This is a genomic window from Reticulibacter mediterranei, assembly GCF_016587455.1.
Genome location: NZ_BNJK01000001.1, coordinates 6,113,349 through 6,139,044, shown reverse-complemented (window position 1 = coordinate 6,139,044; position 25,696 = coordinate 6,113,349). Strand labels below are relative to the sequence as shown.

Annotated in this window: 24 protein-coding genes; 15 read left to right on the top strand and 9 right to left on the bottom strand. The window is 52.8% G+C overall.

Annotation, left to right across the window (positions count from 1 at the left end; all coding sequences use genetic code 11):
- Window positions 1-294 precede the first annotated feature (294 nt).
- A complete protein-coding gene (locus K3T83_RS26565) occupies window positions 295-1,806 on the top strand; it encodes a chitinase (protein ID WP_220205944.1) in 1,512 nt (503 codons plus the stop codon).
- Between the two features lie 94 nt (window positions 1,807-1,900).
- Window positions 1,901-2,290 (top strand): transposase, encoded by a 390-nt coding sequence (locus tag K3T83_RS26560; protein WP_268963478.1) that lies wholly within the window; start codon window positions 1,901-1,903, stop codon window positions 2,288-2,290.
- On the opposite strand, the gene K3T83_RS26555 is transcribed toward K3T83_RS26560, so the two are convergent.
- Window positions 2,278-3,033: a hypothetical protein gene (locus K3T83_RS26555; protein ID WP_220205943.1), complete on the bottom strand. Its 756-nt coding sequence runs from the start codon at window positions 3,031-3,033 to the stop codon at window positions 2,278-2,280. The two genes, K3T83_RS26560 and K3T83_RS26555, sit on opposite strands and share 13 nt — an antisense overlap.
- 239 nt (window positions 3,034-3,272) lie before the next feature.
- Complete coding sequence (locus K3T83_RS26550) at window positions 3,273-4,898, bottom strand: S53 family peptidase (protein WP_220205942.1); 1,626 nt, start codon at window positions 4,896-4,898, stop codon at window positions 3,273-3,275.
- A gap of 472 nt (window positions 4,899-5,370) precedes the next feature.
- Here K3T83_RS26550 and K3T83_RS26545 point away from each other — a divergent pair, with 472 nt between their 5' ends.
- The 5 genes from K3T83_RS26545 (at window position 5,371) to ptsP (ending at window position 8,652) form a co-directional block, all read left to right on the top strand.
- Window positions 5,371-6,207 (top strand): Cof-type HAD-IIB family hydrolase, encoded by an 837-nt coding sequence (locus tag K3T83_RS26545; RefSeq protein WP_220205941.1) that lies wholly within the window; start codon window positions 5,371-5,373, stop codon window positions 6,205-6,207.
- 111 nt (window positions 6,208-6,318) lie between these two features.
- Window positions 6,319-6,627 (top strand): hypothetical protein, encoded by a 309-nt coding sequence (locus K3T83_RS26540; RefSeq protein WP_220205940.1) that lies wholly within the window; start codon window positions 6,319-6,321, stop codon window positions 6,625-6,627.
- Window positions 6,628-6,649: 22 nt separating this feature from the next.
- Window positions 6,650-6,931, top strand: coding sequence for an HPr family phosphocarrier protein (locus K3T83_RS26535; protein ID WP_220205939.1), 282 nt, complete (start codon window positions 6,650-6,652; stop codon window positions 6,929-6,931).
- A 6-nt stretch (window positions 6,932-6,937) separates the two neighbouring features.
- On the top strand, window positions 6,938-7,453 hold the full coding sequence (locus tag K3T83_RS26530) for a phosphoenolpyruvate-utilizing N-terminal domain-containing protein (protein WP_220205938.1): 516 nt from the start codon (window positions 6,938-6,940) through the stop codon (window positions 7,451-7,453).
- 11 nt (window positions 7,454-7,464) lie between these two features.
- Window positions 7,465-8,652 (top strand): phosphoenolpyruvate--protein phosphotransferase, encoded by a 1,188-nt coding sequence (ptsP, locus tag K3T83_RS26525; protein ID WP_220205937.1) that lies wholly within the window; start codon window positions 7,465-7,467, stop codon window positions 8,650-8,652.
- A gap of 5 nt (window positions 8,653-8,657) precedes the next feature.
- Here the strand turns inward: ptsP and K3T83_RS26520 are convergent, their stop codons facing one another.
- Entirely contained in the window at window positions 8,658-8,846 is a 189-nt protein-coding gene (locus tag K3T83_RS26520; protein WP_220205936.1) for a hypothetical protein, read from the bottom strand.
- A gap of 121 nt (window positions 8,847-8,967) precedes the next feature.
- Here K3T83_RS26520 and K3T83_RS26515 point away from each other — a divergent pair, with 121 nt between their 5' ends.
- Entirely contained in the window at window positions 8,968-9,963 is a 996-nt protein-coding gene (locus K3T83_RS26515) for a 2-hydroxyacid dehydrogenase (protein WP_220205935.1), read from the top strand.
- 86 nt (window positions 9,964-10,049) lie between these two features.
- Window positions 10,050-11,258, top strand: coding sequence for a pyridoxal-phosphate-dependent aminotransferase family protein (locus K3T83_RS26510; RefSeq protein WP_220205934.1), 1,209 nt, complete (start codon window positions 10,050-10,052; stop codon window positions 11,256-11,258).
- A gap of 225 nt (window positions 11,259-11,483) precedes the next feature.
- Here K3T83_RS26510 and K3T83_RS26505 read toward each other — a convergent pair whose 3' ends face one another.
- Together K3T83_RS26505 and K3T83_RS26500 are read right to left on the bottom strand one after the other, a co-directional pair.
- The gene (locus K3T83_RS26505; RefSeq protein WP_220205933.1) at window positions 11,484-11,906 is read right to left on the bottom strand and encodes a hypothetical protein; all 423 of its coding nucleotides are present in this window, start codon (window positions 11,904-11,906) and stop codon (window positions 11,484-11,486) included.
- A 131-nt stretch (window positions 11,907-12,037) separates the two neighbouring features.
- A complete protein-coding gene (locus K3T83_RS26500) occupies window positions 12,038-13,342 on the bottom strand; it encodes a sulfatase family protein (protein WP_220205932.1) in 1,305 nt (434 codons plus the stop codon).
- Between the two features lie 309 nt (window positions 13,343-13,651).
- Between K3T83_RS26500 and K3T83_RS26495 the strand changes: the two genes are divergently transcribed.
- Window positions 13,652-14,503: a Stf0 family sulfotransferase gene (locus K3T83_RS26495; protein ID WP_220205931.1), complete on the top strand. Its 852-nt coding sequence runs from the start codon at window positions 13,652-13,654 to the stop codon at window positions 14,501-14,503.
- Here K3T83_RS26495 and K3T83_RS26490 read toward each other — a convergent pair.
- On the bottom strand, window positions 14,489-15,580 hold the full coding sequence (locus K3T83_RS26490) for a toprim domain-containing protein (protein ID WP_220205930.1): 1,092 nt from the start codon (window positions 15,578-15,580) through the stop codon (window positions 14,489-14,491). The genes K3T83_RS26495 and K3T83_RS26490 overlap by 15 nt on opposite strands.
- A gap of 420 nt (window positions 15,581-16,000) precedes the next feature.
- Here K3T83_RS26490 and K3T83_RS26485 point away from each other — a divergent pair, with 420 nt between their 5' ends.
- The 3 genes from K3T83_RS26485 to K3T83_RS26475 all read left to right on the top strand — a co-directional run bounded on the left by K3T83_RS26485 (window position 16,001) and on the right by K3T83_RS26475 (window position 19,920).
- Complete coding sequence (locus K3T83_RS26485; RefSeq protein WP_220205929.1) at window positions 16,001-17,293, top strand: DUF790 family protein; 1,293 nt, start codon at window positions 16,001-16,003, stop codon at window positions 17,291-17,293.
- Window positions 17,294-17,412: 119 nt separating this feature from the next.
- Window positions 17,413-19,506: a PAS domain S-box protein gene (locus K3T83_RS26480; RefSeq protein WP_220205928.1), complete on the top strand. Its 2,094-nt coding sequence runs from the start codon at window positions 17,413-17,415 to the stop codon at window positions 19,504-19,506.
- Between the two features lie 48 nt (window positions 19,507-19,554).
- Window positions 19,555-19,920 (top strand): response regulator, encoded by a 366-nt coding sequence (locus K3T83_RS26475; protein ID WP_220205927.1) that lies wholly within the window; start codon window positions 19,555-19,557, stop codon window positions 19,918-19,920.
- A 6-nt stretch (window positions 19,921-19,926) separates the two neighbouring features.
- On the opposite strand, the gene K3T83_RS26470 is transcribed toward K3T83_RS26475, so the two are convergent.
- Complete coding sequence (locus K3T83_RS26470; RefSeq protein WP_220205926.1) at window positions 19,927-21,306, bottom strand: DEAD/DEAH box helicase; 1,380 nt, start codon at window positions 21,304-21,306, stop codon at window positions 19,927-19,929.
- A 230-nt stretch (window positions 21,307-21,536) separates the two neighbouring features.
- Between K3T83_RS26470 and K3T83_RS26465 the strand changes: the two genes are divergently transcribed.
- Entirely contained in the window at window positions 21,537-21,944 is a 408-nt protein-coding gene (locus K3T83_RS26465) for a peptidoglycan-binding domain-containing protein (RefSeq protein ID WP_220205925.1), read from the top strand.
- A 65-nt stretch (window positions 21,945-22,009) separates the two neighbouring features.
- Here K3T83_RS26465 and K3T83_RS26460 read toward each other — a convergent pair whose 3' ends face one another.
- Both K3T83_RS26460 and K3T83_RS26455 read right to left on the bottom strand, forming a co-directional pair.
- Window positions 22,010-23,239, bottom strand: a complete 1,230-nt coding sequence (locus K3T83_RS26460; protein ID WP_236064994.1) for a cytochrome P450 family protein — start codon at window positions 23,237-23,239, stop codon at window positions 22,010-22,012.
- A gap of 63 nt (window positions 23,240-23,302) precedes the next feature.
- A complete protein-coding gene (locus tag K3T83_RS26455; RefSeq protein WP_220205924.1) occupies window positions 23,303-23,896 on the bottom strand; it encodes a TetR/AcrR family transcriptional regulator in 594 nt (197 codons plus the stop codon).
- A gap of 244 nt (window positions 23,897-24,140) precedes the next feature.
- Here K3T83_RS26455 and K3T83_RS26450 point away from each other — a divergent pair, with 244 nt between their 5' ends.
- Window positions 24,141-25,691 (top strand): adenylate/guanylate cyclase domain-containing protein, encoded by a 1,551-nt coding sequence (locus K3T83_RS26450; protein WP_220205923.1) that lies wholly within the window; start codon window positions 24,141-24,143, stop codon window positions 25,689-25,691.
- Window positions 25,692-25,696 lie beyond the last annotated feature (5 nt).

Genomic DNA, 25,696 nt, shown 5'->3' with positions numbered 1-25,696 from the left:
CTTTCTCTCTATGTTACCGGTAACTTGTCGCAGAGTGATGGCATAAGTGTTACAAATTTGTCGCAACTCTGTCGTGATGAAACTTCTCTGCTCCTTATGGCCCAGGTGGTATAGACATCTTGATAATTAGACCAGAATCGATTATGCTTAGTTTTAAGAGGCAGTTGTGCTTCTGGCAGGTTCGCAGCTTATCGACACAGGGAATGTGTTAGTGTCTGTTTGTGCCAGCAGACATGAGTTGAGGCTTGCCGTAAAGGACTACAACGAAACTCATCACAGCAAGGAGAGCTTTACATGCGTTACTCTTCACGTCATCTCATGCTTACCTCCGTCACAGTATTTCTTGTCCTCAGTAGCATAGGGACATTTCTGTTTTTTAACAGAGGATCAGCTGCCCTGGCAGCTGGCAACAATCTTGTCACCAATCCAGATTTTGAGACTGGCAATCTCAATGGTTGGAGTTGCGATGCTGGCGATGTCGTGGTCAGCAGCCCGGTTCACGGCGGCTCCCACGCGCTACAACTCACTCCCAGCTCTTCCACCACAGGACAGTGTACCCAGACCATCAGCGTCCAGCCCAACACGGCCTACACACTGAGTGCCTATGTGGACGGGCCATACGCCTATCTTGGCGTCAACAGTTACGGCAACAACTGGACCAACAGTACCAGCTATACCCTGCTCTCGTACGCGTTTACCACAACGGCCTCAACGAGCAGCATAACGATCTATATGCATGGCTGGTACGCGCAGGGCAATGTCTATGTTGATGACGTGAACCTGACCGGTCCGGCGGGCACAAGTACACCTACACCAACGCCGACTGCAACAAAGACATCAACTCCCACCTCGACGCCAACAACAGTTTCTACACCTACTCCGACGCCAACGGCATGCACAAACTGCGGCAGTCTGCCCAAGCATGTCTTGACGGGCTACTGGCAAGATTTCACGAATGGTGCCACCCCGCTCCGGCTCAGCGATGTCAATTCCAACTATGATATCATCGCGGTCGCCTTCGCCAATGCCGATCCCGCCAATCCCGGTGGCGTGACATTCTCCGTCGATTCGGGGCTGTCGTCCGCGCTTGGAGGCTACACGAACGCACAGTTCATCAGCGATGTCGCCACGCTGCATGCCAGAGGAAAGAAGGTCATTATCTCCGTTGGTGGACAGAACGGCACGATCAGCGTTTCGGATGCAACGAGTGCCGCGAACTTCGCCAACAGCGTCTATGGCCTGATCACTACCTATAAGTTTGACGGCGTTGATATCGACCTGGAGAACGGCATCAATCCTACTTATATGGGTAGCGCGCTACAACAACTTTCCTCCAAAGTTGGCTCCAACCTGATCATCACGCTGGCCCCACAGACCATCGACATGCAATCGACCGGCAACGGCTACTTCCAGCTGGCGCTGAATATCAAAAGCATCCTGACGATCGTCAACATGCAATACTACAACTCCGGCACGATGCTTGGCTGTGACGGGAAAGTGTATGCGCAAGGCACCGAGGACTTTATCACGGCTCTAGCCTGTATTCAATTGCAAGGAGGGTTACGCGCGGATCAGGTCGGGCTGGGCCTGCCTGCCTCCAGTTCTGCCGGTGGTGGTTATGTGTCGCCATCGGTCGTGAATGCCGCGCTCGATTGCCTGGCAACGGGCAACAATTGTGGCTCTTTCAAGCCATCAACGACCTATCCCACGATTCGAGGTGCGATGGACTGGTCGATCAGTTGGGACGCCTCCAACAGCTATAGTTTCGCAAACACGGTTAAACCACATTTGAACACGCTTCCCTAGAGAGCCGCCCTCCTGGAAGGATACATGTCAATCCGACCAGGATCACATGAAATGAAATAGGTGGATGTTCCTGATCGTCTTGACAGGGTTGAGAATGAAGGAGAATGAGTGGGTCAGGTTGAATAATATTCTGGCGGCAAAACGGGAAAAACGAGTCGGAGAAGTAGTCTACCTGATTACTTCTCTGACTCCTACCCAAGCCAATCCACAACGCTTACTTGCCCTCGTGCGGGGTCATTGGAGCATTGAGAACTCTTTTCATTACGTTCGCGATGTCTCCTTTGGAGAAGACCGATCCCGCCTGCGCACTGAGTCCGCTTCTCAGATTCTCGCTTCGCTCCGCAATCTTGCTCTTACCCTGATCCATCGTGCTGGCTCCTCTCAGATTGCCGCTACCAGGCGTCATTCTGCCTCCCATCCTCACAAGGCTTCTGCCTTCCTCCTTCCCCCAAAAATGGTCTCAGCAATAATTCACAAGCCCTGAGCCCGATAATCTGCTTGTTGATCTACAGGCCCTGGCCCCAAGCCTGTTTCCGAACTTCCTCTACGCTCAGCTTGAGCACCTCCTTTATCCCGATTATCTGCTTGTTGATCTGTACGCCCTTGCTGCCTCAATTCTATTTCCGAACTTCCTCCATGCTCGGTTCGAACATCTCCTCTATCCCGAACACGGTTAGGGGGTTGTTGTAGCTTTCGCCTTAAGGCAGCAGCACCAGCAGCACCTCCAACACCTAGAGCCGCTGCGGTCGCGACAGTTAGAGCTCCAAGTCCAAAGCTCTTGGGATTGAATTCATCCGAGCTACCGTCATTCGCCACTTTTTGAGTGAAAGTGACATATTCTACACTAGTTACAGTTTTAGTAACCGTAACCGTATCAGGGGCCGCTGTCGGGGGAGTAGGTACTTCAGGAGTAGTTAGAGCTTTTTCGTTTGGCCCTAAGATGGGGGCTTCGCCTGCACCTCTTCCATATTTGGAATTGACGACTTCAGTAGATTGTGCGAGATAGGCACCGGCTCCGGGTGCTTCAGGTTTGAGTGCGGCTGCTTCAGCACCTCCTAATAGGCCAGAAGCGGCCACGACACCAGCGCCCAATACAATCTTCTTAAGATTGAGGCCGGAACTATCACCTCGCGAGGATTGGCCTGCGTCGTGAGGACTCCAGGAGTTCTCTTTCGCTGAAGGGAGCGCGTTCGGGATTTCTCTTTTTCTGGGACCATCACCTGCCATAGCATTAAACTCCTTCAGGCTGCTTTATCATACTACTTTAAACTACCATCAATACTATCTGAAGACAACTGACTATAAAGAGGGAAATAGGGACAAATTCAGATAGAACCTGTAAGCTTCTTTGGCAATGCCCTGTACTCTTGCCCATAAGAAAGATCTTCGGCAAAGAGCAACGCTGGTCTTTGCCGAAGATCTCTCTCCCCCTCAGAAGATCAAACGCAGAGATTATATCTGGATTTTTATCCTTCTGGTTTCACTTCTTTCATACCCGGCGTGGTCAATTGTTGCAGCGTCTTGAGCAGAGCAGCGCCATCGGGAGAGCCAAAGCCAGTGCAGGCATCCCAGCCGGGAACCGCTTGATATGCGCCGTTATCGCCGGTGGTGATATCGTGGAAGGCGGCATTCTCCATGAAGAGAGAGGCATGCTGGTAGAGGACCGGGTTCAAGTAGCCAAGCGGCTGCTTCCGCTGCTGGTTGATCAGAGCGATCAGAGCCGCCCACAATGGAGCAACGGCGCTGGTGCCACCAACCACAATATTTGACCCATCGGCGCGCACTTGATAGCCGGTGGCTGGATCAGCATCACCCGCGATATCTGGCACGCCACGCCCGATGTGTTGATCGTTCACGGATGGGGGCACGTTGGCGTCGGTCTGCCACGAAGGAAGTGCAAAGGCATCGCTCACGCCGCCGCCTGTCGCTCTGTCAGGACCATTGTTCCAGACCGTCTCGCTGATAGTGTTATTCCTCCCGGCAGTGAGCGTTGTGCCGCCACAAGCCAGAGCATACGGCGAAGAGGCGGGAAAATCGACATGGGCGCGTCCATCATACTCGCCATCCCACGCGCCACCATCGCCAGATGCACAACAGACGCTCACACCCAGCGCGGCGGCATCTTGAAACGCCTGATCCATCGCCTGGATACCCTGACTGCTCCACGCGTCTTCGGGTGCGCCCCAACTGATCGAGAGGACCGAAGGATGGTGTGTCGTGTCGTGAATAGCCGAAGTGATCGCATCGACAAATCCCTGCACGCTGTTGGGAGCAAAGTAGACCGCGATAGTAGCACCCGGAGCAATCGCGCCCACGATCTCGATATCCAGGTCAACTTCGCCATCTGGCCCCTTTGGATCGCCAGTGGGACTGTTGCGCGCCCCATCAACGGAGACGCTTACAACGTTTGGCATATGCACGTTCAATTGTCGGAAGTAAGTCTGAAAATCGCTTGTGCGATACCCGCCTCCTAGCTCGATAATGGCGACGGTCTGACCCTTGCCATCGTTTTTCAGCGGAAAATCGTACAGAGAAGCAACATCGCGCGGTGAAAAGGAGCTGCCAGCGGCCGGTTTTTGCGCATATCTAATGTATGGGGTTGCCAGCGGGAAATTATCGATGCCAAACACACCAACAACGATCTGACTCAACTCATGTGGCAGGTAGATGGGGCCGCTATGACCACGAAAAGTGCCTTCTGCCAATGCGTAGTGCTGGATCTCAAGGGCAAAGGCACTGCTGATCTGTGCCACCGTGCCGGAGAGGGTCATTCTGCGCGCTGGCTGGTCTATTCGTACGATTGTGAGTTGATGGTCATGGGCAAAGCGCTCAACAGTTGCAATATCCTCAGCTGTTGCGCCACGACGTGACAGGTATTCTACTCTCGTCAAATGAGGGCCGAGATGAGGGGCGCCGGACTCTGTGCGCTGTTGCAGCAAGCTGGTCAGATCACTACCAGCGGGGGGACGTAAATAGAGGCTCACCTCCAGTTGCTCTTGAGGATCGACCGACCCAAGTAGACGAGCCTGAGCAGGCAAGTTCCGCTCACTTCCCACGAGCGCCATGTATCCGTGAGGTAACGCGTTTGACATACGATACTCCTTCCCAACGGATATCTCCCCATCTTGCGATGGGGAGATATCGCCACACAACCACGTAAATTCTTCGTGCCTCAAACATTCGCGTTCTGGACGTGTCAGCCTGCCGCATCCCTTATGATGGCGGTCAGCCCTGTCTCTCTTTTGCACAAAAAATCATTTACGCCAGACAGGTATAAACTATTACTGTTCCTTCAGTATACATTACAGTATAATTTGCTCAATCATACATGTCAAATCTTCTTGAGCGTGGCAGAGCACATCGACAAAGAATTAAGGATTTTCTAACAATTCTGTTTGCCCCTTGACCAGCACCCAACGAGCAAGCGAAAATAGAAGTAGAGGCTTCATTGGTCGTCCAGGTGCCTCTCACTCAATCCTCTGACAAACCCCTCTTGATTGTAAATTAAAGGGAAAACGATAGCTTTTGTACACGCAAAAGAAAGGCAGATTGGAATACAACACTATGGCATATCCTTATGATCTTGTGGCTATTGATGTCGATGGTACACTGGTGAACTCGGAGAATCGTCTCACCGAGGGCACGAAGGCGGCGATTCTCGACGTGCTGGCACACAATATTGGCGTCACACTGGTATCAGGCCGCGCACGCCTGACGATGGACCCCTTTGTGAAAGAACTGGCCCTGACGCTGCCCTTTATTAGTTCCAGCGGTGCTCATATCATCGATCCAGTGAGCAACAAGACCCTGTATTATAGTGCGATGCCAACGGAAGTGCTGAGCGTCATCGTGCAATACGCACGCGAGGCCCACGCACCCATCATCTTTCAAGAATCAGATCGTATCTTCTATGAAGGCAGCGAAGAAGAACTGCACTACCTTTCGGAAGCATATAAGATTGATATTACCGTAGCAGATGAATTTAAAGCACACTTTATTCGAGCAGATGATATTCTCCATGCGCATATCGAGCCGGTCAAGGTCTACATGTGCCAAGATCCTGCCATCGTTCAGGGTATTGAGGCGAAGTTAAAACAGCACCACCTTCCTATCTATATGACCTATTCTGCGCCACCGTACCTGGAGATTACCTCGATACACGCCACCAAAGGCGAGGCGATCCAACGACTTGCGGCTCAGCTTAATATTGACCTGAAGCGTATTCTCGCCATTGGCGATAGTCGCAACGACCTCAGCATGTTTGAGGTCGTTGGCAAGCGGGTAGCGATGGGAAATGCTGTACCGGAGGTCAAAGCCGTTGCCGACCTGATCGCGCCATCCAACGATCAAGATGGGGTCGCTTGGACATTGCGCACCATCGCCTTGCAAGAAGAACAATAATACATACCGGTCCGAACAAACTATAGAGAGGAATGGTTTTACACAAGAAGAACGTGGTATGCTAACGATATGAGTATTCTTCACGAAGATCATAGCGAGGAGGTTTTCAGCATGCAATCGAAACCCAGTCAGCACAATAAACAACTAGGAGAACCTGCTCTTTCTTCAGCACGAATGCAAGCGATCAGAGAGGCCGCGCGGCGTGTGACGCTAGAATTGCTCCAGCAGCAGGCCACACAAACGCCCATCGCTCAGGCCCAGGAACCTGCGTCCAATGATGGACAGACAGTAGAGGCCAGCCCGACACAGGGAACTGTTGAGATGCCAAAGAACCGACTCCTTGCTGCCATCCAGCCCGTATTAGAAGTAGTTGCGGATTCGACTCTGCGTCAGAACGATCCAGACAGTTTGCAGCTATAATGTCCTGGTAAAGGAGTTCTTCATGAGTGCATCCAACGAGGCGGTTGTTCAGCATAAAGTGGGCCTGCATGCCCGGCCAGCGGCAATATTTGTCCGCCAGGCCGCCAAATATTCTTCACGTATTACCATTGAAAATCTGACCAAAGGAACCTCGCCAGCCAACGCGAAAAGCATCCTGTCGGTCATGACCGCCGCTGTACGCATGGGCGACCACGTACGTATCGCCGCCGAAGGAGACGACGAACAAGCAGCAGTTGAAGTGTTAAGTACCCTGATCCAGAGCAATTTTGACGAAACGGAGTAAGCAACGATGCCTACAAAGACGTTACAGGGGATCGGCGCTTCACCCGGCCTCGCCATCGGACCAATTCTCTGTTATGAGGTTCCCAAGCTTGTTGTCGAGCGCCAGAAGGTAGAACACCCGGAGCAAGAAATCAGTCGTCTCCAGGAGGCGCTCCATCAGGCTCAACAGGAGGTCAATGCGCTCTCCGTCCAGGCGATGAGAGATGGTGGCAGTGGAGAAGCGGCCATCTTTGAAGTCCATGAGATGTTCCTCAGCGATCCCGACCTGCTTCAACAGGTGCGCTCCACCATTGAGGCACAGCGTTGCAATGCTGAATATGCCTGGCAGGAGGCGATCCATTCATACGCCGAAACGCTGCGTACGTTGGGCGATGAATACCTTGCCGAACGCACACAGGATATCGAAGACGTTCAGCAACGCGTGCTGCGCATTTTGCAAGGTGCAAGCGCGCAGGCAACCCATCTGGAGAAACCGGTGGTGATTGTCTCGGCTGATCTGGCCCCTCTGATACGGTTGTGCTGAAAAAGAAGAAAGTGCTGGCATTCTGCACCTCCTCTGGTGGCCCCACATCACACGTCGCAATCCTGTCGAAAGCGCTTGGCATCCCGGCAGTTGTGGGGCTGGGAGACGATATTCGCCACCTGGACAACGACACCCTCGTTATTGTTGATGGCACGCACGGCACGGTGCTGATCGAGCCGAACGCGGCAACCATTGCCCAGTATCAGCAGCGCATCAACGCCCACTCACAGCGTCAACAGGAAGCGCTCAAATATGCTCATCAACCAGCCACGACACTGGACGGGAAGCGCATTGAGATCGCGGCCAATCTGGGTGGACCCGCCGAGGCAAAAGCAGCATTAGAGTACGGTGCCGAAGGGGTTGGACTGCTACGCACAGAATTCCTGTTTCTCAATCGCGACGCGGCTCCTGATGAAGAGGAACAAACGGCGGTCTATCGAGAGATCATGCAAGGGATGGGACAGCATCCAGTCGTGGCGCGCACGCTCGATATTGGTGGAGACAAGCCGGCCTCTTATCTACAATTGCCAGTTGAGATGAATCCTTTCCTGGGCATACGCGGGTTGCGCCTCACGCTCATGTTGCCAGAGCTATTTCAGACGCAACTGAGGGCGCTGTTACGGGCGGGCGCGGGCCACCATCTGAAAATCATGTTCCCGATGGTGACTTCATGCGAGGAGATTCATCAGGCGCGGTACTATATCGAACAGGCGAGGGCTGATCTGAGCGCACGCAGCATCGAGGCGGCTACATATTGTGAGATAGGAATCATGGTCGAGGTGCCTGCAGCGGCCCTGATCGCCGACCGATTGGCCGAGGTGGTGGACTTTTTTAGCATCGGTACCAATGATCTTGCACAATATACCCTGGCAGCCGACCGCACCAACACCTCCGTTACCGGACTGGCCGATGCTCTGCATCCCGCCGTACTTCGCCTGATCCAGATGGTCATCGAAGCGGCTCGCCCCCACCATCGCTGGGTGGGCATCTGTGGAGAACTTGCAGGTGATACACTGGCAACACCAGTTCTGCTTGGCCTGGGACTCGATGAGTTGAGCATGAACGCACTCGCCATCCCGCTTGTCAAGCAGGCGATACGGCGCTATACATCTGTTGAGGCGCGTAGTATTGCCACGCACGCCCTCGCGCTTGACTCCGCCGCAGAGGTACATGCCTATCTGCAACAACAGGCGAGATAATGAGCCTATATGCTCTGACGCAACCCGGCAATCACCTTCACGATCTGAACTGTATAGCCCTGCTCCTGCCACTTCATTTTAATTCTGGCTAAACGTGCATCCAGTTCTCTATGGCTGTGCGCATCCACGACCGCCCGTGAGGTCGCTGGCAACACTTGAGGATGCCTGAGACGATAAGTAACCTGATATTTCATCTTGCGCCCTCCTGATCCAGCATACTCTGTTCTGTATGTTGTTATATTTGACTCTCTGAACTCGCCTTCATTAAATCATCTGGTACAATGAGGGTACTCTATTTTTCGTGAGGAAAATTTCATGGCAGATCGACCAAAGATTCTTGTGACTCAGCAAGTACCAGAGGCAGCGTATCCACTACTGGAAGCTGTCGGCGATGTAGAGGCCAATCGGGAGGAGGGCGTGATCTGGTCCGCCGACGAACTGCTCCAGCGCGCCCCCGGCCACGATTATCTGTATTGTCTCGTCACCAACACCATCGATGCACGTCTATTAGAAGCTTGCGCCGCCGCAACGCCACGTCTGAAGCTGGTAGCAAACATGGCTGTTGGCTACAACAATATCGATGTCGCTGCTGCAACGAGGCTCAATATCGCCATCACCAACACACCAGGCGTGCTTTCCGATACCACCGCCGACCTGACCTTTGGCCTGTTGATGGCAATCGCCCGGCGCATCTCTGAAGCCGAACGTTTCCTGCGTGCGGGTAAATTTACCGGCTGGGGCCCGCTGCTGCTTTGTGGGGCAGATGTCCACCACGCCACGCTAGGTATCATTGGGATGGGCAGAATTGGCAAGCTGGTCGCCAAACGAGCCAGCGGCTTTGATATGAAGGTGCTCTATCACAACACGCACCGCTTGCCAGCCGAAGAGGAACAGCGCTACAATGCTACCTATGTCTCGCTGGAAGATCTACTGCGCCAATCCGATTTTGTCTGTCTGCAAGCCCCCTACAAACCGGAGACACACCATCTTATCGGTGAAAAAGAGTTAGAGATGATGAAGCCGAGCAGCTTTTTGATCAACACGGCGCGTGGCCCGATGGTAGACGAGAAGGCGCTGGTACAAGCGCTTCAGCGTGGCACTATCGCCGGGGCCGGTCTGGATGTCTTTGAGAACGAGCCAGCCGTTGAGCCTGAGCTGTTGAGTATGGAGAATGTTGTGCTGCTGCCGCACATTGGCAGCGCCTCGCATCAGACCCGCACCCGCATGGCAACAATGGCGAGCGAGAACATCGTAGCGCATGCCAGCGAGCAGCGTCCTCCCAATATCCTCAACCCGGAGGCTCTGGTCTAGCAAGATTTGATCCCGCTCTCGATCAAAGATACAATGAAACAATGTCTGATTGTTTTGTACAACGATGAAAGGTAAGCGCATATCTTATGGCACAGGTCGCAACTGATTCAGCTATGGTAGCACTGGGCGAATTGAATCTACCCAATCGCCTGTTACTCGGCCCCGGCCCTTGCAACGTTGACCCCCGCGTCCTCTTGAGTTCGGCGGCTCCCCAACTCGGCCATCTCGATCCAGTCCTACTCAAAATCATGGAAGAGACCGCAGCGCTATTGCGCTGGATGTTCCAGACAAACAACGAGATGACCCTCTGCGTCTCTGGTTCGGGCTTCTCAGGAGCCGAGGCGGTATTGACCAACCTGTTAGAAGAGGGCGATACGATTCTGGTTGGCAACGTGGGCTATTTCAGTGGACAGATTGCGGAGATTTCGCGGCGCGCAGGCGCTCATGTGGTCAATCTGCCGGTCGAATGGGGCCAACCGATGGAGGCAGCACAGCTTGAGCGAGCTTTTCAGGAGTATCCTCACGCCAAGATATTCGCCACCGTCATTGCGGAAACCTCCACCGGGCTGCATCAGCCATTGGCCGATCTGGAACGAGTCACCCACGCTCACAACGCGCTATTTGTGGTCGATGCCGTGTGCGGCCTGGGCGGTATCCCCATCAACGTGGACGAGATGAAGATCGATGCATGTTATTCGGGCAGCCAGAAATGTCTGGGCGCGCTGCCAGGGCTGGCTCCCGTGACGCTCAACGAGCGGGCGGTGCAGGCGATCCAGAATCGGCGCAAGCCAGTGCAGAGCTATTATCTTGATCTGCAACTGCTCAATCGCTACTGGAACGGCGACCACTTCTATCACCATACCATCTGTAGCAACCTGATCTACGGCATGCGCGAGGCGTTGCGGATAGCGATGGAGGAAGGTTTGGAGGCACGCTGGGCGCGTCACCAGTTGCATGGCGATGCGCTCAAAGCTGGCATCGAGGCATTAGGGTTGAAGATATACACGCAGCCCGGTTGCGCGCTCCCAGTCCTGACCGCCGTGTATTTGCCGGAACAAGCGAACGAGCTAGCCATTCGCCAACAACTCCTGAGCGAGTATGATATCGAGATCAGCGGTGGCCTCGGCCAGCTCAAGGGGCGCCTCTTGCGCATCGGCATGATGGGCTACAACGCCAACCGCAAGAGCGTGGACACCTTGCTAGCTGCACTAGAGCATGTGCTACCCCGCTGCGGTGTGCAGGTTACGCCAGGAGCAGCCCTGGCGGCGGCTGATAAAGTGTATCATTCGCGCTAGCCTTTACACTGTAAAATTCGCAATTGCACGATTATCGGCATATCCGCGAAATCTTGGGAATGATCGTGTATGGCAGGGGCGATGGCTTGTCCTCGCCCTGATTTACCCCATTGCGCCGCCTGGGAAGCTGGGCGAGGACAAGCCATCGCCCCTGCCATACACGGGTGGCGCTTCCCCTTTCTCATTTGCCGAACGCACTAATAATCACGTAACGATGAAGGTTATTCATCTTTGTGCCGAGAGAACACGATCAATTTGCTCTTCATAGATCATGTTGTAGAAGAAGTCGCGGCGATCAACCCGAAACTGAAGCACTTCAGAAGGAGGAAGGTCGATGGTAGCAACGATATCTGAGCAAACAAAGATAAGCCTTTTGTCGTCTTCGTCATCCCTGAATAGCAGAGTCTCCACAGGAAATGAACCGAGAGTTGCGCGATAGTCGCCCCAGCCCAGACATATTTCGTCGCGGATACAATCGATAATCAAGGTATCTCTCAGGAAATCAGCCGTCCACTGAGGCCCGTATGGAGTGATATCAACCACCAGCGCTCCATCCCTCTCTCGCAGGAGATAATGAAACACTCCATCGCTATCGCAGGCAGGCCGTTTTTGAAAAAAAGCCGCCAGGATTTCATTCACGTCTATCATCGTAGCTCTCCTTATAAGTAAGATATGCCGCCATGAGCATGTTAGCCGATAGCACTCCTGATGGCAGTTGAACGAAGAGTTGCGAATTGACCTTCTCCAATACCTGACGTATTCTATACCAACTTCTGGCGCTATACAACACGATAGGTAATATCGTCAGGAGAGATCTGATCGGGATCATTTAGCTCCGCTCCAACGGGGGCAGGCACCGGACCTTGCAGCAGGGGATCGTTGGTCTCACGCATCCACTCTTCCAGACGAATACGCATCTCCTCCAACACCCCTGCCATTGAGGGATCAGAGGCCAGATTGCATGATTCAATAGGATCAAAGATCAGGTCGTAGAGCGCCTCCAATGGTCGTATCTGCTGCTGCCAACCAGCTTTAAGCAAAACGTTCTTCGAGGGGCTATCATCGACGTTGGGCAGGATCGGTCCCACGTGATCGTCGAAGCGGCGAATGTACTTCCAGCGGCGCGTACGGACGGCTCGCTTTGGTTCATACGAGGCGTGATAGTTGACCTCAGCAAAAATGGCGTCATGAATCTGTTCGGCCTCTTCACGAATGAGCGGCAGCAACGATTGGCCTTGTAGCCAGGATGGGCAGTCGATTTCCAGCAGGTCGCAGATGGTCGGGAAGATATCGATCTGGGAAATTTGAGCATCGCACACTTTGCCCCCACGAAAACCTCCAGGTCCACGCATAATCAACATCACGCCGATACCAGAATCAGTCAGAAAGCCCTTCATACGTGGAAAAGCTAGCCCGTGATCGGTGGTACAGATCACCAGCGTGTTTTCCGCCAGACCACGCTGCTCCAGAGCATCCAAAACCGCGCCAATACCGCGATCCAGTTCGCGTGCGCTGGCCTTAAAAGCAGCCATATCGCGCCGGATTTCGGGAGTATCGGGCAACGGTGCAGGTGGCAGCGTATAGTTGACCTCGTGCGCATCCTCTGGCGGATAGTCCCGGTGCGTCTCCGAAAAGCCAACCGAGAGGAAGAACGGTTGTGATAAGCCATCGCGCAACAGGCTCACAGCCGTAGGAGCCACCACAGCAGCGTGCGTCTCTTTGAGGGGAGCCACGTAATCATAGCCGACCTGAGAGGAATCGGATGAGATATGTTCCTCGCCAATTCGTGCCGCATAGTAACCAGCATCGCGCAGGGTATGCAGGAGATGTTGTCGATAATCATGCAGCGCAAAGCCACGATGGGCGAGACCAAGCATGCCTGCACTATGCGCATACTGGCCAGTGAGCAGGCTGGTCCGGCTGGGCGAGCAGGTCGGGGCAGTACAAAACGCCTGGCGAAACAAAATACCATCCTCGGCCAGAGCTTGTATATTTGGCGTGTCAACAGCATGTCCATAAGGTTGCACATAGCGCCCCGTATCGTGAGAGTGAATATAGAGAATATTAGGTTGATTTGCTTGCATGTACACAACTCCTTGCATAAAACCACGTCGTTTGCGGGTGTATATGATATAACATCTGATACACCATATTATAGCACGACTTTTTCTATCTAATATTTTCCTGGCCCATAATTGTTACTCACAATGGAAGAGTATAAAAACTCCTCTCCCTCTATATTAATAACTTTTTGGAATAAAGTAAATAACTTGAAAGAATGGTAAATCTATGGTACTGTCTAGCATAGACCCCATCGTGATTTATTGGGGACAAATATGTTATGATGGAGTTCCTGTCGCAGGCAGCTAGATTTGTTTAAGCAGGAGGTTTTCATGTCCCCGCTCTGCTCTTACCTCATCTGTGCAACACCGCGCAGCGGAAGCACTTTACTGTGTGAAGCGCTGATCAACACTGGTCTGGCAGGCAGACCAGAGGAATACTTTGAGTCGCTGAAGGAGTCGGGCCGCCCCAGAAGACCATTAGAATACTTTACTGGCGTGGAAAATGCGGAACTCATTGCGCTGCTGGGCGCTAGCGATGGTCCACCACCAGCATACATCTCAGATACAGACTATGGCGAGTATCTCGCCCGAACCATCGAGCAAGCGACAACTCCTAATGGCGTTTTCGGGGCAAAAGTAATGTGGGGCTACCTTGACGATTTTGTGAGCAATCTGCGAACCATCCCTCAGTACAGCGTCTTGCCCGTTCCTCAACTGTTTGCCACCATCTTTCCCAACCTTCGCTACATCACTGTGATACGCCGTGACAAAGTGCGGCAAGCTGTCTCGCTCTGGAAGGCAATTCAAACGCAGGCATGGAAACTCGACGAGGATATGCATCCCGGGGGACAGTTCCATCACCAGCCTCTCACCTTCAACTTCGCAGCTATTAACCATCTGAAACAGCAACTTGAAGTGAATGAAGCTGCATGGCAACAATTCTTTATCCAGAACGACATCGCCCCATTTACCGTCGTCTACGAAGATTTCGTCTCTGCATATGAAGAGACTGCGCTACAGATTTTGCGCTATCTTGATATCGCTATACCAGACCGACCGCTTTTTAGTGCCAGGCGCATGAAACAACAGGCGGATGCTTTATCTGAGCAGTGGATACAACGCTATCACGAGGAGGATGCAGAGAAAGAACCTGACAGAGAGAGCCAATCAAGCCGTGCGTAGCGCAGGACAGAAGGCGCGGAGAGGCTGGATTCCCTCCCGGCCAATCCGTCGCCAGCGCTCATTCCAATCTTTCCCCCACGAATCAGCCGATGGCAGACAGATCTCAGCAGCAAAACCCTCCTGCCTCAACTGGTCAGCCATGCGCCGTGCCGCCTCCTGGCCTCCCTGATCGCCATCGAGGGCCAGTACGACGCTGTGAACCTGGGGCGGCAACCATTCGATCTGAAGCGCCGTTCCGACCAGCGCCACGACCTCGCGCCGATCAAAGCCAGCTGCCAGCAGTGTCAGGCGATCAAAGGCTCCTTCAACCAGGATCAAGCGAGGGGCCAGTTGTTCAAATGGGACAGAGAACCAGCCCGCTGGCTTCGTCTTCATCCAGCGTCGCGCCGCGCTTTTGCCCTCATAACGTTCCAGCACCGCCTTGTGCATATTTTCATCCATGCCGGGTTGCCATCCCCATAGACTGCGGCCAATATATCCCTGTTCGGTTGGCGTCGCCAGTGGAAAAACCATGCGCGCGGCCCATCTTTGCAGCAACGACTGATGCGCTGGCACATGAGAGAGCATGACTGGTGGGAGATAACCCACCCCTGCATCATGTGCAAAGGAGAGAGGGATACCACGTCCGGCCAGATACGCCTGCGCTCGCTGCGAACGAAGCAGCGCCTTCGTCATCTGTCTCTCAACCCGAGCAAGTCCATGTAATTCGTCCTGTTGCCAGGGCAGTGGGGGTTCCACGACATGCAGCAGCATCGGTTGGAGCGCCAGGGGCAAACGTTGCTGCTGCGGCCAGGAAAAAGTCGCTACGTGAGATGCAACAACATCCTGCTCCTGACCATGCAGCAAACGAGCAGCAACAGAGGGGTTCCACTCGGCAACCAGTACCACCGCATCACAGGCAGCATTGAAACAGTGTCCCCAACCGCTGGAGCGACGAATGGAGAGCGAACGCTGATGATCGCTGCCATGAATATGACAATACGCTCGCACATATGTCCCCTGATTGACGGGAGAGCGCAAATCGTTCTGCGAAATGACCTCTACTCGTTTCCCTTGCCGGGTAATAACCGATGCCATAGGTATCCCTCCACATCTGCTGCAAACAGTATCCAGATAGTACAAATGGTCTTTATAGTAATACGAGTCAAGAGAACAAAAGTTCCACTCAGCTATATTTTCCCTACCTTTTATCTTTCTTATTGAACATGCTAAAGCTGGAATTGGGACTATATTGTCACCCATGTCGTAGTCGAGCAATTTATCGCGGCCTTCTGCTTTTCCGCGATAATGAGTTTTTACGAACAAACCCGGTAAGGTATTTCGTAGTGGAGCGATATTTTGGTTGTTACAACTTATAATCGCTCCACTACGACAGGCTAGACGTTCTAAATTGTTCAACCATTCGACATATTCAGATTGACAACATGAGGTTCATACTCTAAAATGCAGCAAGGTAGTGGTTCAAACGTTCTTAAAAGAACAAGTAGAAGGGACAGTATGCTCACCGCCGATCTGGTCAAGCCGCTCTTACGTCAGAGGGGAACGGAGCTGGGCGTAGAGATGATCGCGCCCCACGATACACATTGGCAACAAACAGCCTCCGATCTCATTGCGCTTTTTCGCCAGCGTGCCGGTTCCACACAGCATGCATGGGAAGATACGGTCAACGCGTATGAGGGAGAGCGCACCGATTATACAGTGATACGAGGCCTGGTAAAAGTTCTCTGCGACGCCGCCACGTTCGTTCCACAGGAAAGCCCTATAGTGCCCGCTCAACTGCGCGAAAAGCTCTTCACGCAAGGTCCGGCCTTTGCGCAACCACAGCTATTTCAGGCAAAGACGCGTCAGGAGATCATGCAGGAGATCGCCGCCGAGCTAGGAACGACAATCGAGCAGATCGAGCAGGCCATCTTCGCCGATAGAACCGCCAACTACATTCTCAGTGACGTTGGGCCGAGCTGGACCTCCGAAGAACTCATCATGCGCTATAACCTGGAATTGGCGCGTGGAGTCCTCTATTGGGCATCTGAAATCATCATCGAGGTTGCCTCCAACTACAAAGAACTATGGCATTTTATCAAGCTATGTAAACTCATGTTCTGGGCCGAGCCGATAGAAGATGGTGGCTATCGCATTACCATTGATGGCCCGATCTCGCCGTTCGTCTCGTCAACCTTGCGCTATGGGCGACAGATGGCCGTCTTTCTCCCTGCTCTGCTGCTGTGCGAGCGCTGGCGCTTGCTGGCACAGGTGCGGCCTCCCCAGGCACAGACAACGATGATCTATCGCCTCGACCATAATAGCGCTCTACGCTCCCACTTCAAACGTGCAGGCATGTTCGATAGCCAGCTCGAAGCCGACTTCGCCCACGAATTTGAGCAAAAGATAGGCGAAAAGCGTGGCCACTGGCAACTCAGGCGCGAAAGCGATGTTTTGCTGCTGGGAGATACCGTCATGATCCCGGACTTCGCGCTGGTTGACGAGCAGGACGAAAGCCGCAAGATCTTGATCGAACTGGTCGGCTTCTGGCATCCCCAGTATCTCAGACGCAAGATCGAAAAAGTCAGAGCCGCCAATTGCTCTCACCTCCTGTTGCTTGTCTATAAGAAGCTCAACGTCACGGAAGAAGATTTTAAGGACACAGTAAGTGAGGTGATCTTCTTTCAACAAAAACCGGTCATGAAAGAGGTTATGGAGACCGTCGAAAACATGGCCAAGCGCGTCTATGGTCCGCGCCCCGAAGCTCCACGAAAACCATCAAAGAGACGCAAAAAAGATGCTGAGCAGTAAGAACGCGCGTGGCTTAAGATTGTGAAGATGAGAGAAAAATGCTATAGTAGCACCAGGAAAGAGACTATTATTTAAGGGTACGTTTGCATGTTTTTGCTTTTATTATGAAGGATACAACGATGACCATTGAGCAATCAAAAAGTCAGGAAGCCCTACAGCCAACCTCGATCAACCACCACACACGGGGTATCTTGCAGTTCAATGGGCAGCATTTTCGTGCCTTAATTGAGCATGGCAACGATGTAATCCTTTTATCAGATCAAAACGGCAACTACTCCTATGCCAGCCCCTCCATTCAACGCGTCCTGGGCTACAGCCCGGAAGAGTTTATCCAGCTCAATGGCTTTACGCTCATTCATCCCGATGACATCCCCTCGCTTGCCGAGGCATTCCAGCAGCTCGTCGCCACACCTGGTCTGAGCGAGACCCAACAATTCAGGATACTGCATAAAAATGGATCGTGGCGCTGGGTTGAATCAACAAGCACTAATCTTTTGCAAGAGCCAGAAATTCAGGCCATCGTCACAAACTTTCACGATATCACCGACCGCAAGCAGATCGAAGAGCGGCAGCACCTGTTGAGCCAGATTAGCGATCTCTACATCTCCTCCCTTGACCACCAGATCACCCTACAAGAGGTCGCCGATCTGATAGTGCCAGATCTCGCGGACTATTGCCGCATCGTCCTGATCGACGCCGAACACCAGATCAAGGCCATCGTTGCCAGCCATATTGATCCGCAAAAAATTACCCTGGTGAAAGACCTCTACGAGCAGTATCAGGGTCGCATCAGCGCTACACACGGCGTACAGACATTATTGGAGACCGGGCAGCCTGAACTGATCTCGGTCATCACCGAAGAGACGCTAACCCCGCTTGGACAGGAGAATCCCGCCGCTCTCCCGATCATTCATACGCTCGGACTACAATCCTATATGGGTGCGCCTCTGATAGTTCGTGGCCGAACCATGGGAGCCATCACCTTCTCTTCTGTCCAACCCCATCGACACTACACACAGGATGATCTCGATTTTGCTACCGAGATTGCGCGTCGCCTCGCTCTCGTCCTCGATAACGCCCGTCTCTATCAGGAGGCTCAGGAGGAGCTGGCCGAACGCAAAGAGACCGAAGAGCTGCTCAAACGCCGCGAGGAAGAGCACTACCGGCTGGCAGCTATCGTTGAATCATCCAACGATGCCATCGTCGGTAAAACGCTGGAAGGCATCATTACAAGCTGGAATCACGCCGCCGAACAACTCTTTGGCTATAGCGCTGAAGAGGCAATCGGTCAACCAATTATCATGATTATTCCCCCTGAATTGCGCTCGGAAGAAGATACGATCATTCGTAATCTGCGGCAGGGCATCCGCATTCAGCATTTTGAAACGGTGCGCGTCAGAAAAAATGGCACGCGCGTCAATGTCTCTCTGAGCATCTCTCCAGTCAAAGACGCGGAAGGCCATATTATTGGGGCAGCTAAAATTGCGCGCGATATTAGCAGGCAAAAAGAGATAGAACAACGCAAAGACGATTTCATTTCGATGGCCAGCCACGAACTGAAAACACCCGTCACCTCCATCAAAGGCTTTACCCAATTGCTGGTCCGACGCTTTCAACGGCTCGGCGATGAAGAGTCCTTGCGCTTCCTGGCTCGCATGGATACCCAGTTGAACAAGCTCACCAAGCTGATTAGTGATCTACTGGATCTCTCCAAAATTCAGGCTGGACGCCTCGAATATCGTGAAGAACCGTTTGAACTGGATGAGCTGGTTGAAGAAATTATCGAAAACGTGCAGGGCACCACATCAACTCATGCCCTGATACTGGACGTCTCCACACGCGAACAGCATGTGCGCATTCTGGGTGATAGAGATCGCATAGGACAGGTCTTTATCAATCTGCTCACCAATGCCATCAAGTATTCTCCAAAGGCTAACAAGGTCCTCATACAGGTGACGAAAGAAGGGAACAGCGCCGTCATACGCGTGCAAGACTTTGGTATTGGCATAGCAGCAGACTATCAGGAACAGATTTTTGAGCGCTTCTACCAAATCAATGAGCCGGATCTAAAAACGTATCCAGGGCTTGGCATTGGCCTGCACATCTCTAAAGAGATTGTCGAGCGGCATCACGGCCGGATCAGGGTCAGCAGTCAAAAGGGCATGGGAACAACGTTTTCGGTCCTCCTACCCCTCCTTCACGAAGAGGAATAATGAGATAGAGAGCAATTTCACAAACCAAGCGGAGAAGGTAGAGAAAGAATGGAACGTCAGTCGAAGAAAATACTGGTAGTAGACGATGAGCCGGATATTTTGCTCTTCCTCCAGGTGATTTTAGAGGAAGAGGGCTATACAATTTTGACCTCCGACAAGGGCGAGTATCTTGAACAGCTGCGTAATAGTGGATTGCCAGACCTGATTTTACTGGATGTTCTGCTGTCAGGTAAAGATGGACGGGATATCGTGAGGTATCTCAAAAGCCAGAACGAGACGAAGCATATACCTGTGATTATGTTCTCAGCACATCCAGGTGCCGAGGAAACGGCACGTCAGGCAGGAGCGGAAGATTTTCTGGCAAAACCGTTTGATATAGATGAGTTATTATCGATGATCGCGCTCTATGTTTGATCTCTTTTAGCCTGCGAGAGCCTTTCTTGCTCGCTGCCGCCGCTGGGCCTTGCCTTCCTCTATCGTCTTGCGCGCAATCACTTCGTACAGGATCGCCTCTTTATGTTCAACCTTCCGCAAAACGCGACCTAACCGTTGCACATATTCACGAGCGCCGGACGTACCACCAAGGACAATAGCCACCTTCGATTCTGGCACATCGACCCCTTCATTGAGGACGCGTGAGGTCACGATAACGCGATAGATGCCGGATTGAAAGCCATCGAGGATCTGTTTGCGCTCGGCAGCCGGGGTTTCGTGAGTAATGACGGGGACGAGATAGCGCCGGGCAATCTCATAGGCAGCAGCATTATGCTCCGTAAAGACCAGGATTCGTTCGGTTACATGCTCCTGTAGTAGATGTTCTAACAACGTGAACTTGCCTTCCGCATGCGCCAGAAGACGCTGCATGCGCTGACGAGCCAGGAGTGCGCGCCTGGCCTGGGTATCAAACGCGGAGAGCCGCATCAACTCAAGCAACCAGCCCGGCCCATGACGTTGCGGCAGGCGTCGCGTGCGCACAAAGCCCATGTAGATTGCATGATCGCTATCATAGCGCGCACGTTCTTCGTCGGTCAAGTCAATGCGCACCCGCTGTGTACGATAGCGCGCCAGTTGCAGCCCGACGAGATCCTCCATCCGCTTCGTATACACAATCGGGCCGATCAACTCATCGACATGCCAGCGACCGTTGCCCTGCTCGTGCTCCTGAGGATACGTCGCCGTCAGACCCAGCCGCAAAGGTGCTGGCGACATCAGCGCCGTCTCGCCCCAACTGGGGGCGGGCAGATGATGCACCTCATCAAAGATCAGCAGCTTAAACATATTGCCGTAATCGGACATCAGATCGCCCGCCGAATGATAGGTCGTCACGGTCAGAGGCAAAACCTTTTTCTCACCGCCATAATAGACGCCAACCTCCGTCCCGAAGGCATGCACGAGCCGGGCGTACCATTGATGCAACAGATCAATAGTTGGCGCAACAACCACTGTGGAGCGGTTCACCCGATGGATTGCCTGAATAGCGAGGAACGTTTTACCCGCGCCGGTCGGCAAAATGATGCTGCCACATTGTCCTGCCTGATCCCACGCCGTCAACGCTTCCACTTGATAATCGTGCGGCTCACGAGCATCATGGAGCGTGAAGTTGAGCGACTTCCAGCGCGGAACTGTATTCTGAATAGCCAGCTGATGGAGGATGGGCCGCAATGCGCGATAGTGATAGCCCTCGCAACGCCAGCGCCCTTTGATCCATTGAAACGGGGCCGCCAACTGCTCCTGTTCGGGAACGTCTTGCAAAACAAGCGTGCCACCTTGAAAGAAGATCGCTCTACTCATAACATGCATGATAGCAGGATTCTCGCCCGCTGGCTATACTTCTAGCCTCTTTTCCATCAAGAAAACCTCCATCGAAATCTGATAACTTCTTCATCACTTCTTTATACAAATAAGCTACACTGATTATGGCGAGAAAATGAAGCTAGCTAACATATTAGGGAAGATATTCACGCCACACTCAGAATAGGGATAACAGACTTTTCGTTCCTCTGATGTAGAAAGAAAGCAGGTAGTTTAATATGTTCCATAAATACCGCATCGTTAGCATGCTCAGTATCGCGTTGTTCTGCGCTCTCGCAGTCTTCGCATTCTCGTCTACTACCACTCTGGCGGCGCAACGTCCCGTTCCTGGCACCTCCACAGCCCAGAAGCTCCCCACTCAGCAACAGCGGCCTCCTGCTCAGCGGTTGGTCTGCCCGGCGACGGTCCATTTGAACAATCGAGGCGACGCGGTGAAGAAGCTTCAGAACGCCCTGAATAAGCAGGGCTTCAGAGGACCGCAGAATCGCGTTCTGCGTGTGAATGGCGTACTTGGAAATGAGACGCTGGTTGCGCTGAAAAATTTTCAGGCCAGACATCATCTCAAAGTTGATGGCGTTGCGGGACCGGACGTATGGCGTCTGCTCGGCCAGTGCAATATGAGATAAGAAACCAGCAAAGAAAGGGAGAGCCGAATAAACACGGCTCTCTCTTCATCATGTACTTGCTACACTTAAAACGTGACCGGAAGCGCATCCAGGCCGCGCAACAATAGGGAACCACGCCAGACCAGTTTGTCGGGATCAGCTGCCAGCCGCAAACCAGGCATGCGCCTCACAAGCGTACTAAAAGCAATCTGGCCTTCCAACCGGGCCAGAGGAGCACCAATACAGGCATGAATGCCCTTGCCAAAGGCCAGATGTTGCCGCTCCTCACGCGTGATATCAAGCTTCTCAGGATCGGGAAAGTGGTCCGGGTCTTCATCGGCCGACAGCAGAGCCACCAGCACCAGATCGCCCTTGTGAAGCGTTTGTCCGTGCAACTCCATCTCTTCAGAGCACCAGCGCGGCGTCGCCATCATCACCGGTCCCGTCACACGCAACAATTCTTCCACTGCCGACTCAATGTAGTCGGGATGCTGCTGTAACAGATGCCACTGATCGGGATGTTGCAGCAATACCAGCGTGCCATTGCCAATCAGATTGACCGTTGTTTCGTGGCCAGCGGTAATCAACAGAAAGATCATTGAGATCAGCTCATTCTCAGAGAGCCGGTCGCCCTCTTCCTCGACCTGCACCAGATGCCCGATAATATCATCGGTGGGCTGCTCACGGCGCAAAGCGATGAGTTTGCGCAGGTAGTCGGCAAACAGCTGTGCCTCAACGGGAACGCTCCTCGTCTGCTCGAACAGGTTGGAGGAGACGTTGAATAGCGCGCTTGTCCAGATGCGAAATTTGGGCCGATCCTCTACAGGGATGCCGAGCAGCTCGGAGATGACGGTTATTGGCAGCGGAAAGGCAAAATCGCCGATTAGCTCCATTCGTCCTTGTGGCTGCACTGCATCGAGCAGCTCATCGGTAATCTGTTGAATACGAGGACGCAGTTGTTCGACAATACGCAACGTAAATGCTTTAGAGACGAGTTTGCGCAAGCGCGTGTGGTCAGGTGGATCTGACGCCAGCATGTGCTGACTTAATAATCGTAAGCTTTCGCCTCCCTCTCCTTGAAAGATGCTCTCCACAAACGCGGATGGCGCGACCTTACGCATATCTTTGGCAAAGTGTGTCGTATCTTTCAGGATCTCCTGAGCATCGGCATAGCGCGTCACGATCCAGGCAGTCGCATTGCCAGGCATAGTAAACCGGGTGAGCGGTTGGGCGGCACGCAGTTGCGCAAACAGTGGATAGGGGTTACGCCTGAACTCCTGAGTCGTCAAATCTACTAACGTACGATCTGTCATCATCTCATCCTTTCATCCTGCATTGCACCACAATAAAGACTAATTCCAGAAGCAACTGGACAGAGATTAGCGACAGGCAAATCCTTGTAAAAGAGCATTCATAATACGCTCCACTTCCTGAGAAGAGACAGGTATAGGGCCGGAGAACAGGAAGTGGGACCAGAGTGCTCCAGCCATAACCCTGAACATGATCCGCGCATCGATATCCCGCCTGAGTTCGCCCCGCTCCTGCGCGCGCCTGACCATCTCAACGAATACCTGTTGACGAGGTTCAATCAGGCGAGCATAAAACACATCAAAAAGCTCGGTATGCTCATGCGCCTCTCCGATTAACCGTAAAAACAGCCTGCGATGAGTGTTCCAGAGGTGAATGCCATGCTGCGTGATGGTGAGGATATCGGTATCAAAACTGCCAGTATCGGTGATTGGTGCCTCCGCTTGCAGCGTCTTGATGGCATCAATCACAAGCTCTTCCTTCGATGCCCACCAGCGATAAATCGTCGTCTTGCCCACACCGGCTCGTGTTGCTACCTGCTCAATGCCAAGCGCTGTGTAGCCCCCTTCGGCAAGTACTTCTAGCGTGGCACTAAGAATAGCTTCCTGTGCCTGCTTACTGCGTGGACGCCCAACCCTCTGCCTATCCTGTCCGATTGTCGCCATCAATGATACCAATCCTCCTCACAAATCAATCTCTTCTTTAATTCACTACGATGTTGTATCGTTTGTTGTATCAGACAAAGTATATCACAGATCGACCAGGTAATGCAACGACCCCGTAGCGAAATTATTAGAAGCCAATGAAAGTGATATATAGACATCTTCATTCTGGAGCATGATGACTCAATATGCTATAGTATAGTGCATATCCTTAACCACGCTCATCCATGTAGAAGGAGATCTATCAATGGTGACATCCTCCTCTGGCAATCTCAATCGCTACGAACTAGAGACCTTGTATGAAATTGCTCGCACCCTGAACTCGACTCTCGATCTGGATGAGGTGCTTCTGCTGGTTATGGATCGCGTCATCAAAGTAATGAGGGCGGATCGTGGCTTCTTGATGCTGGTTCATCCCGAGACGAATAAGTTAGAGTTTAAAATCGCGCGCAGCGCTCATGCCCAGAGCATCGCTAAAGATGCCTTTAAGATCAGCATGAGCAGCATTCATCAGGTCGTGAAGACGCGCCGGGCCGTGACCGACACGGATCTGTTTGATCCAACGGTTAGCATGCAGGGCTACGGCATCTACGCGCTGATGTGTACGCCGCTGGTTGTGCGCGAGAAGTGTATCGGTGCAGTCTATGTTGATCTGCTCTCGCCCGGTGCCTCTTTTCAGCCCAGACAGCTTGATCTGCTAGTCGCCTTCTGTCATCAGGCCGCAATCGCCATCGATAATGCGCGTCTCTTCGAACTGGTACACGAAGGCAAACAATATATGGATAATATCTTTGCCTCCATCGCCAATGGCGTGATTACCACCAATGCGGCGGGAATCATCACCACATTTAACGCGGCTGCTGCCACTATTCTCAAAATGAACCCGCTGCAAGCGGTGGGACAACATTATCAGCATTGCTTCAGCTTGCGCCCAGAAGTTGAGCTAATTGAACTTCTCCACAACGCACGACAGCGCAATGAAGCAACACCGCCAGCCTCGCACAAAATCGTCTGCACGATACCCGGACGCGACGGACAGATCTATCTCAACATTACCATCTCCGCCCTGCGCGATCCCCAGGGAGACTACATCGGTACGGCACTGGTTATCGATGATTATACAGCTCAAAAACGTAAGGAGGATGAGGCACAGGAGGTGCGCCGCCTCTTCAAACGTTTCGTTCACCCCAGTGTAGTTGAACAGCTTATGCAGCATCCTAAAGCAGTGAAGCTGGGAGGCGAGCTGAAAGAGGTGACTGTCATTTTTGCCGATATTCGCGGCTATACCCGCCTCTGCGAACATCTCATGCCAGAGCAGGCCATGCATTTAATCAATATCTATATGGAAATGATGGTGGAAAAGATCTGGGAAGAGGAAGGCACGATTACTGGCTTTAAGGGCGACGAGGTGATGGCGATTTTTAACGCGCCGCTGCCCCAACGAGGGCACGCGCTTCATGCCATTCGCGCCGTCTGGAAGATGCGTCAGGAGGTACTCTCCTATCAGCGCGCTCATCCGCAGGGCATCCCCATCGCCTTTGGCTTCGGCGTCAATACTGGCGTGGCCGTCGTTGGCAATATCGGTTCGGAAGAGCGCATTCAAAACTATACCGCAATCGGCGATACGATCAATATCGCCGCCCGCCTGCAAGCTGGCGCAACCGAAAATGCTATCCTTTTGAGCGAACAGACGTATCTACAGGTCTATCGCTATATTCAGACCAGTGAGCCATTTCCGCTAGAGGTCAAAAACAGAACGACGCTCCCCAACGTGCGCAGGTTGCAGGGCTTATATTGATCTGG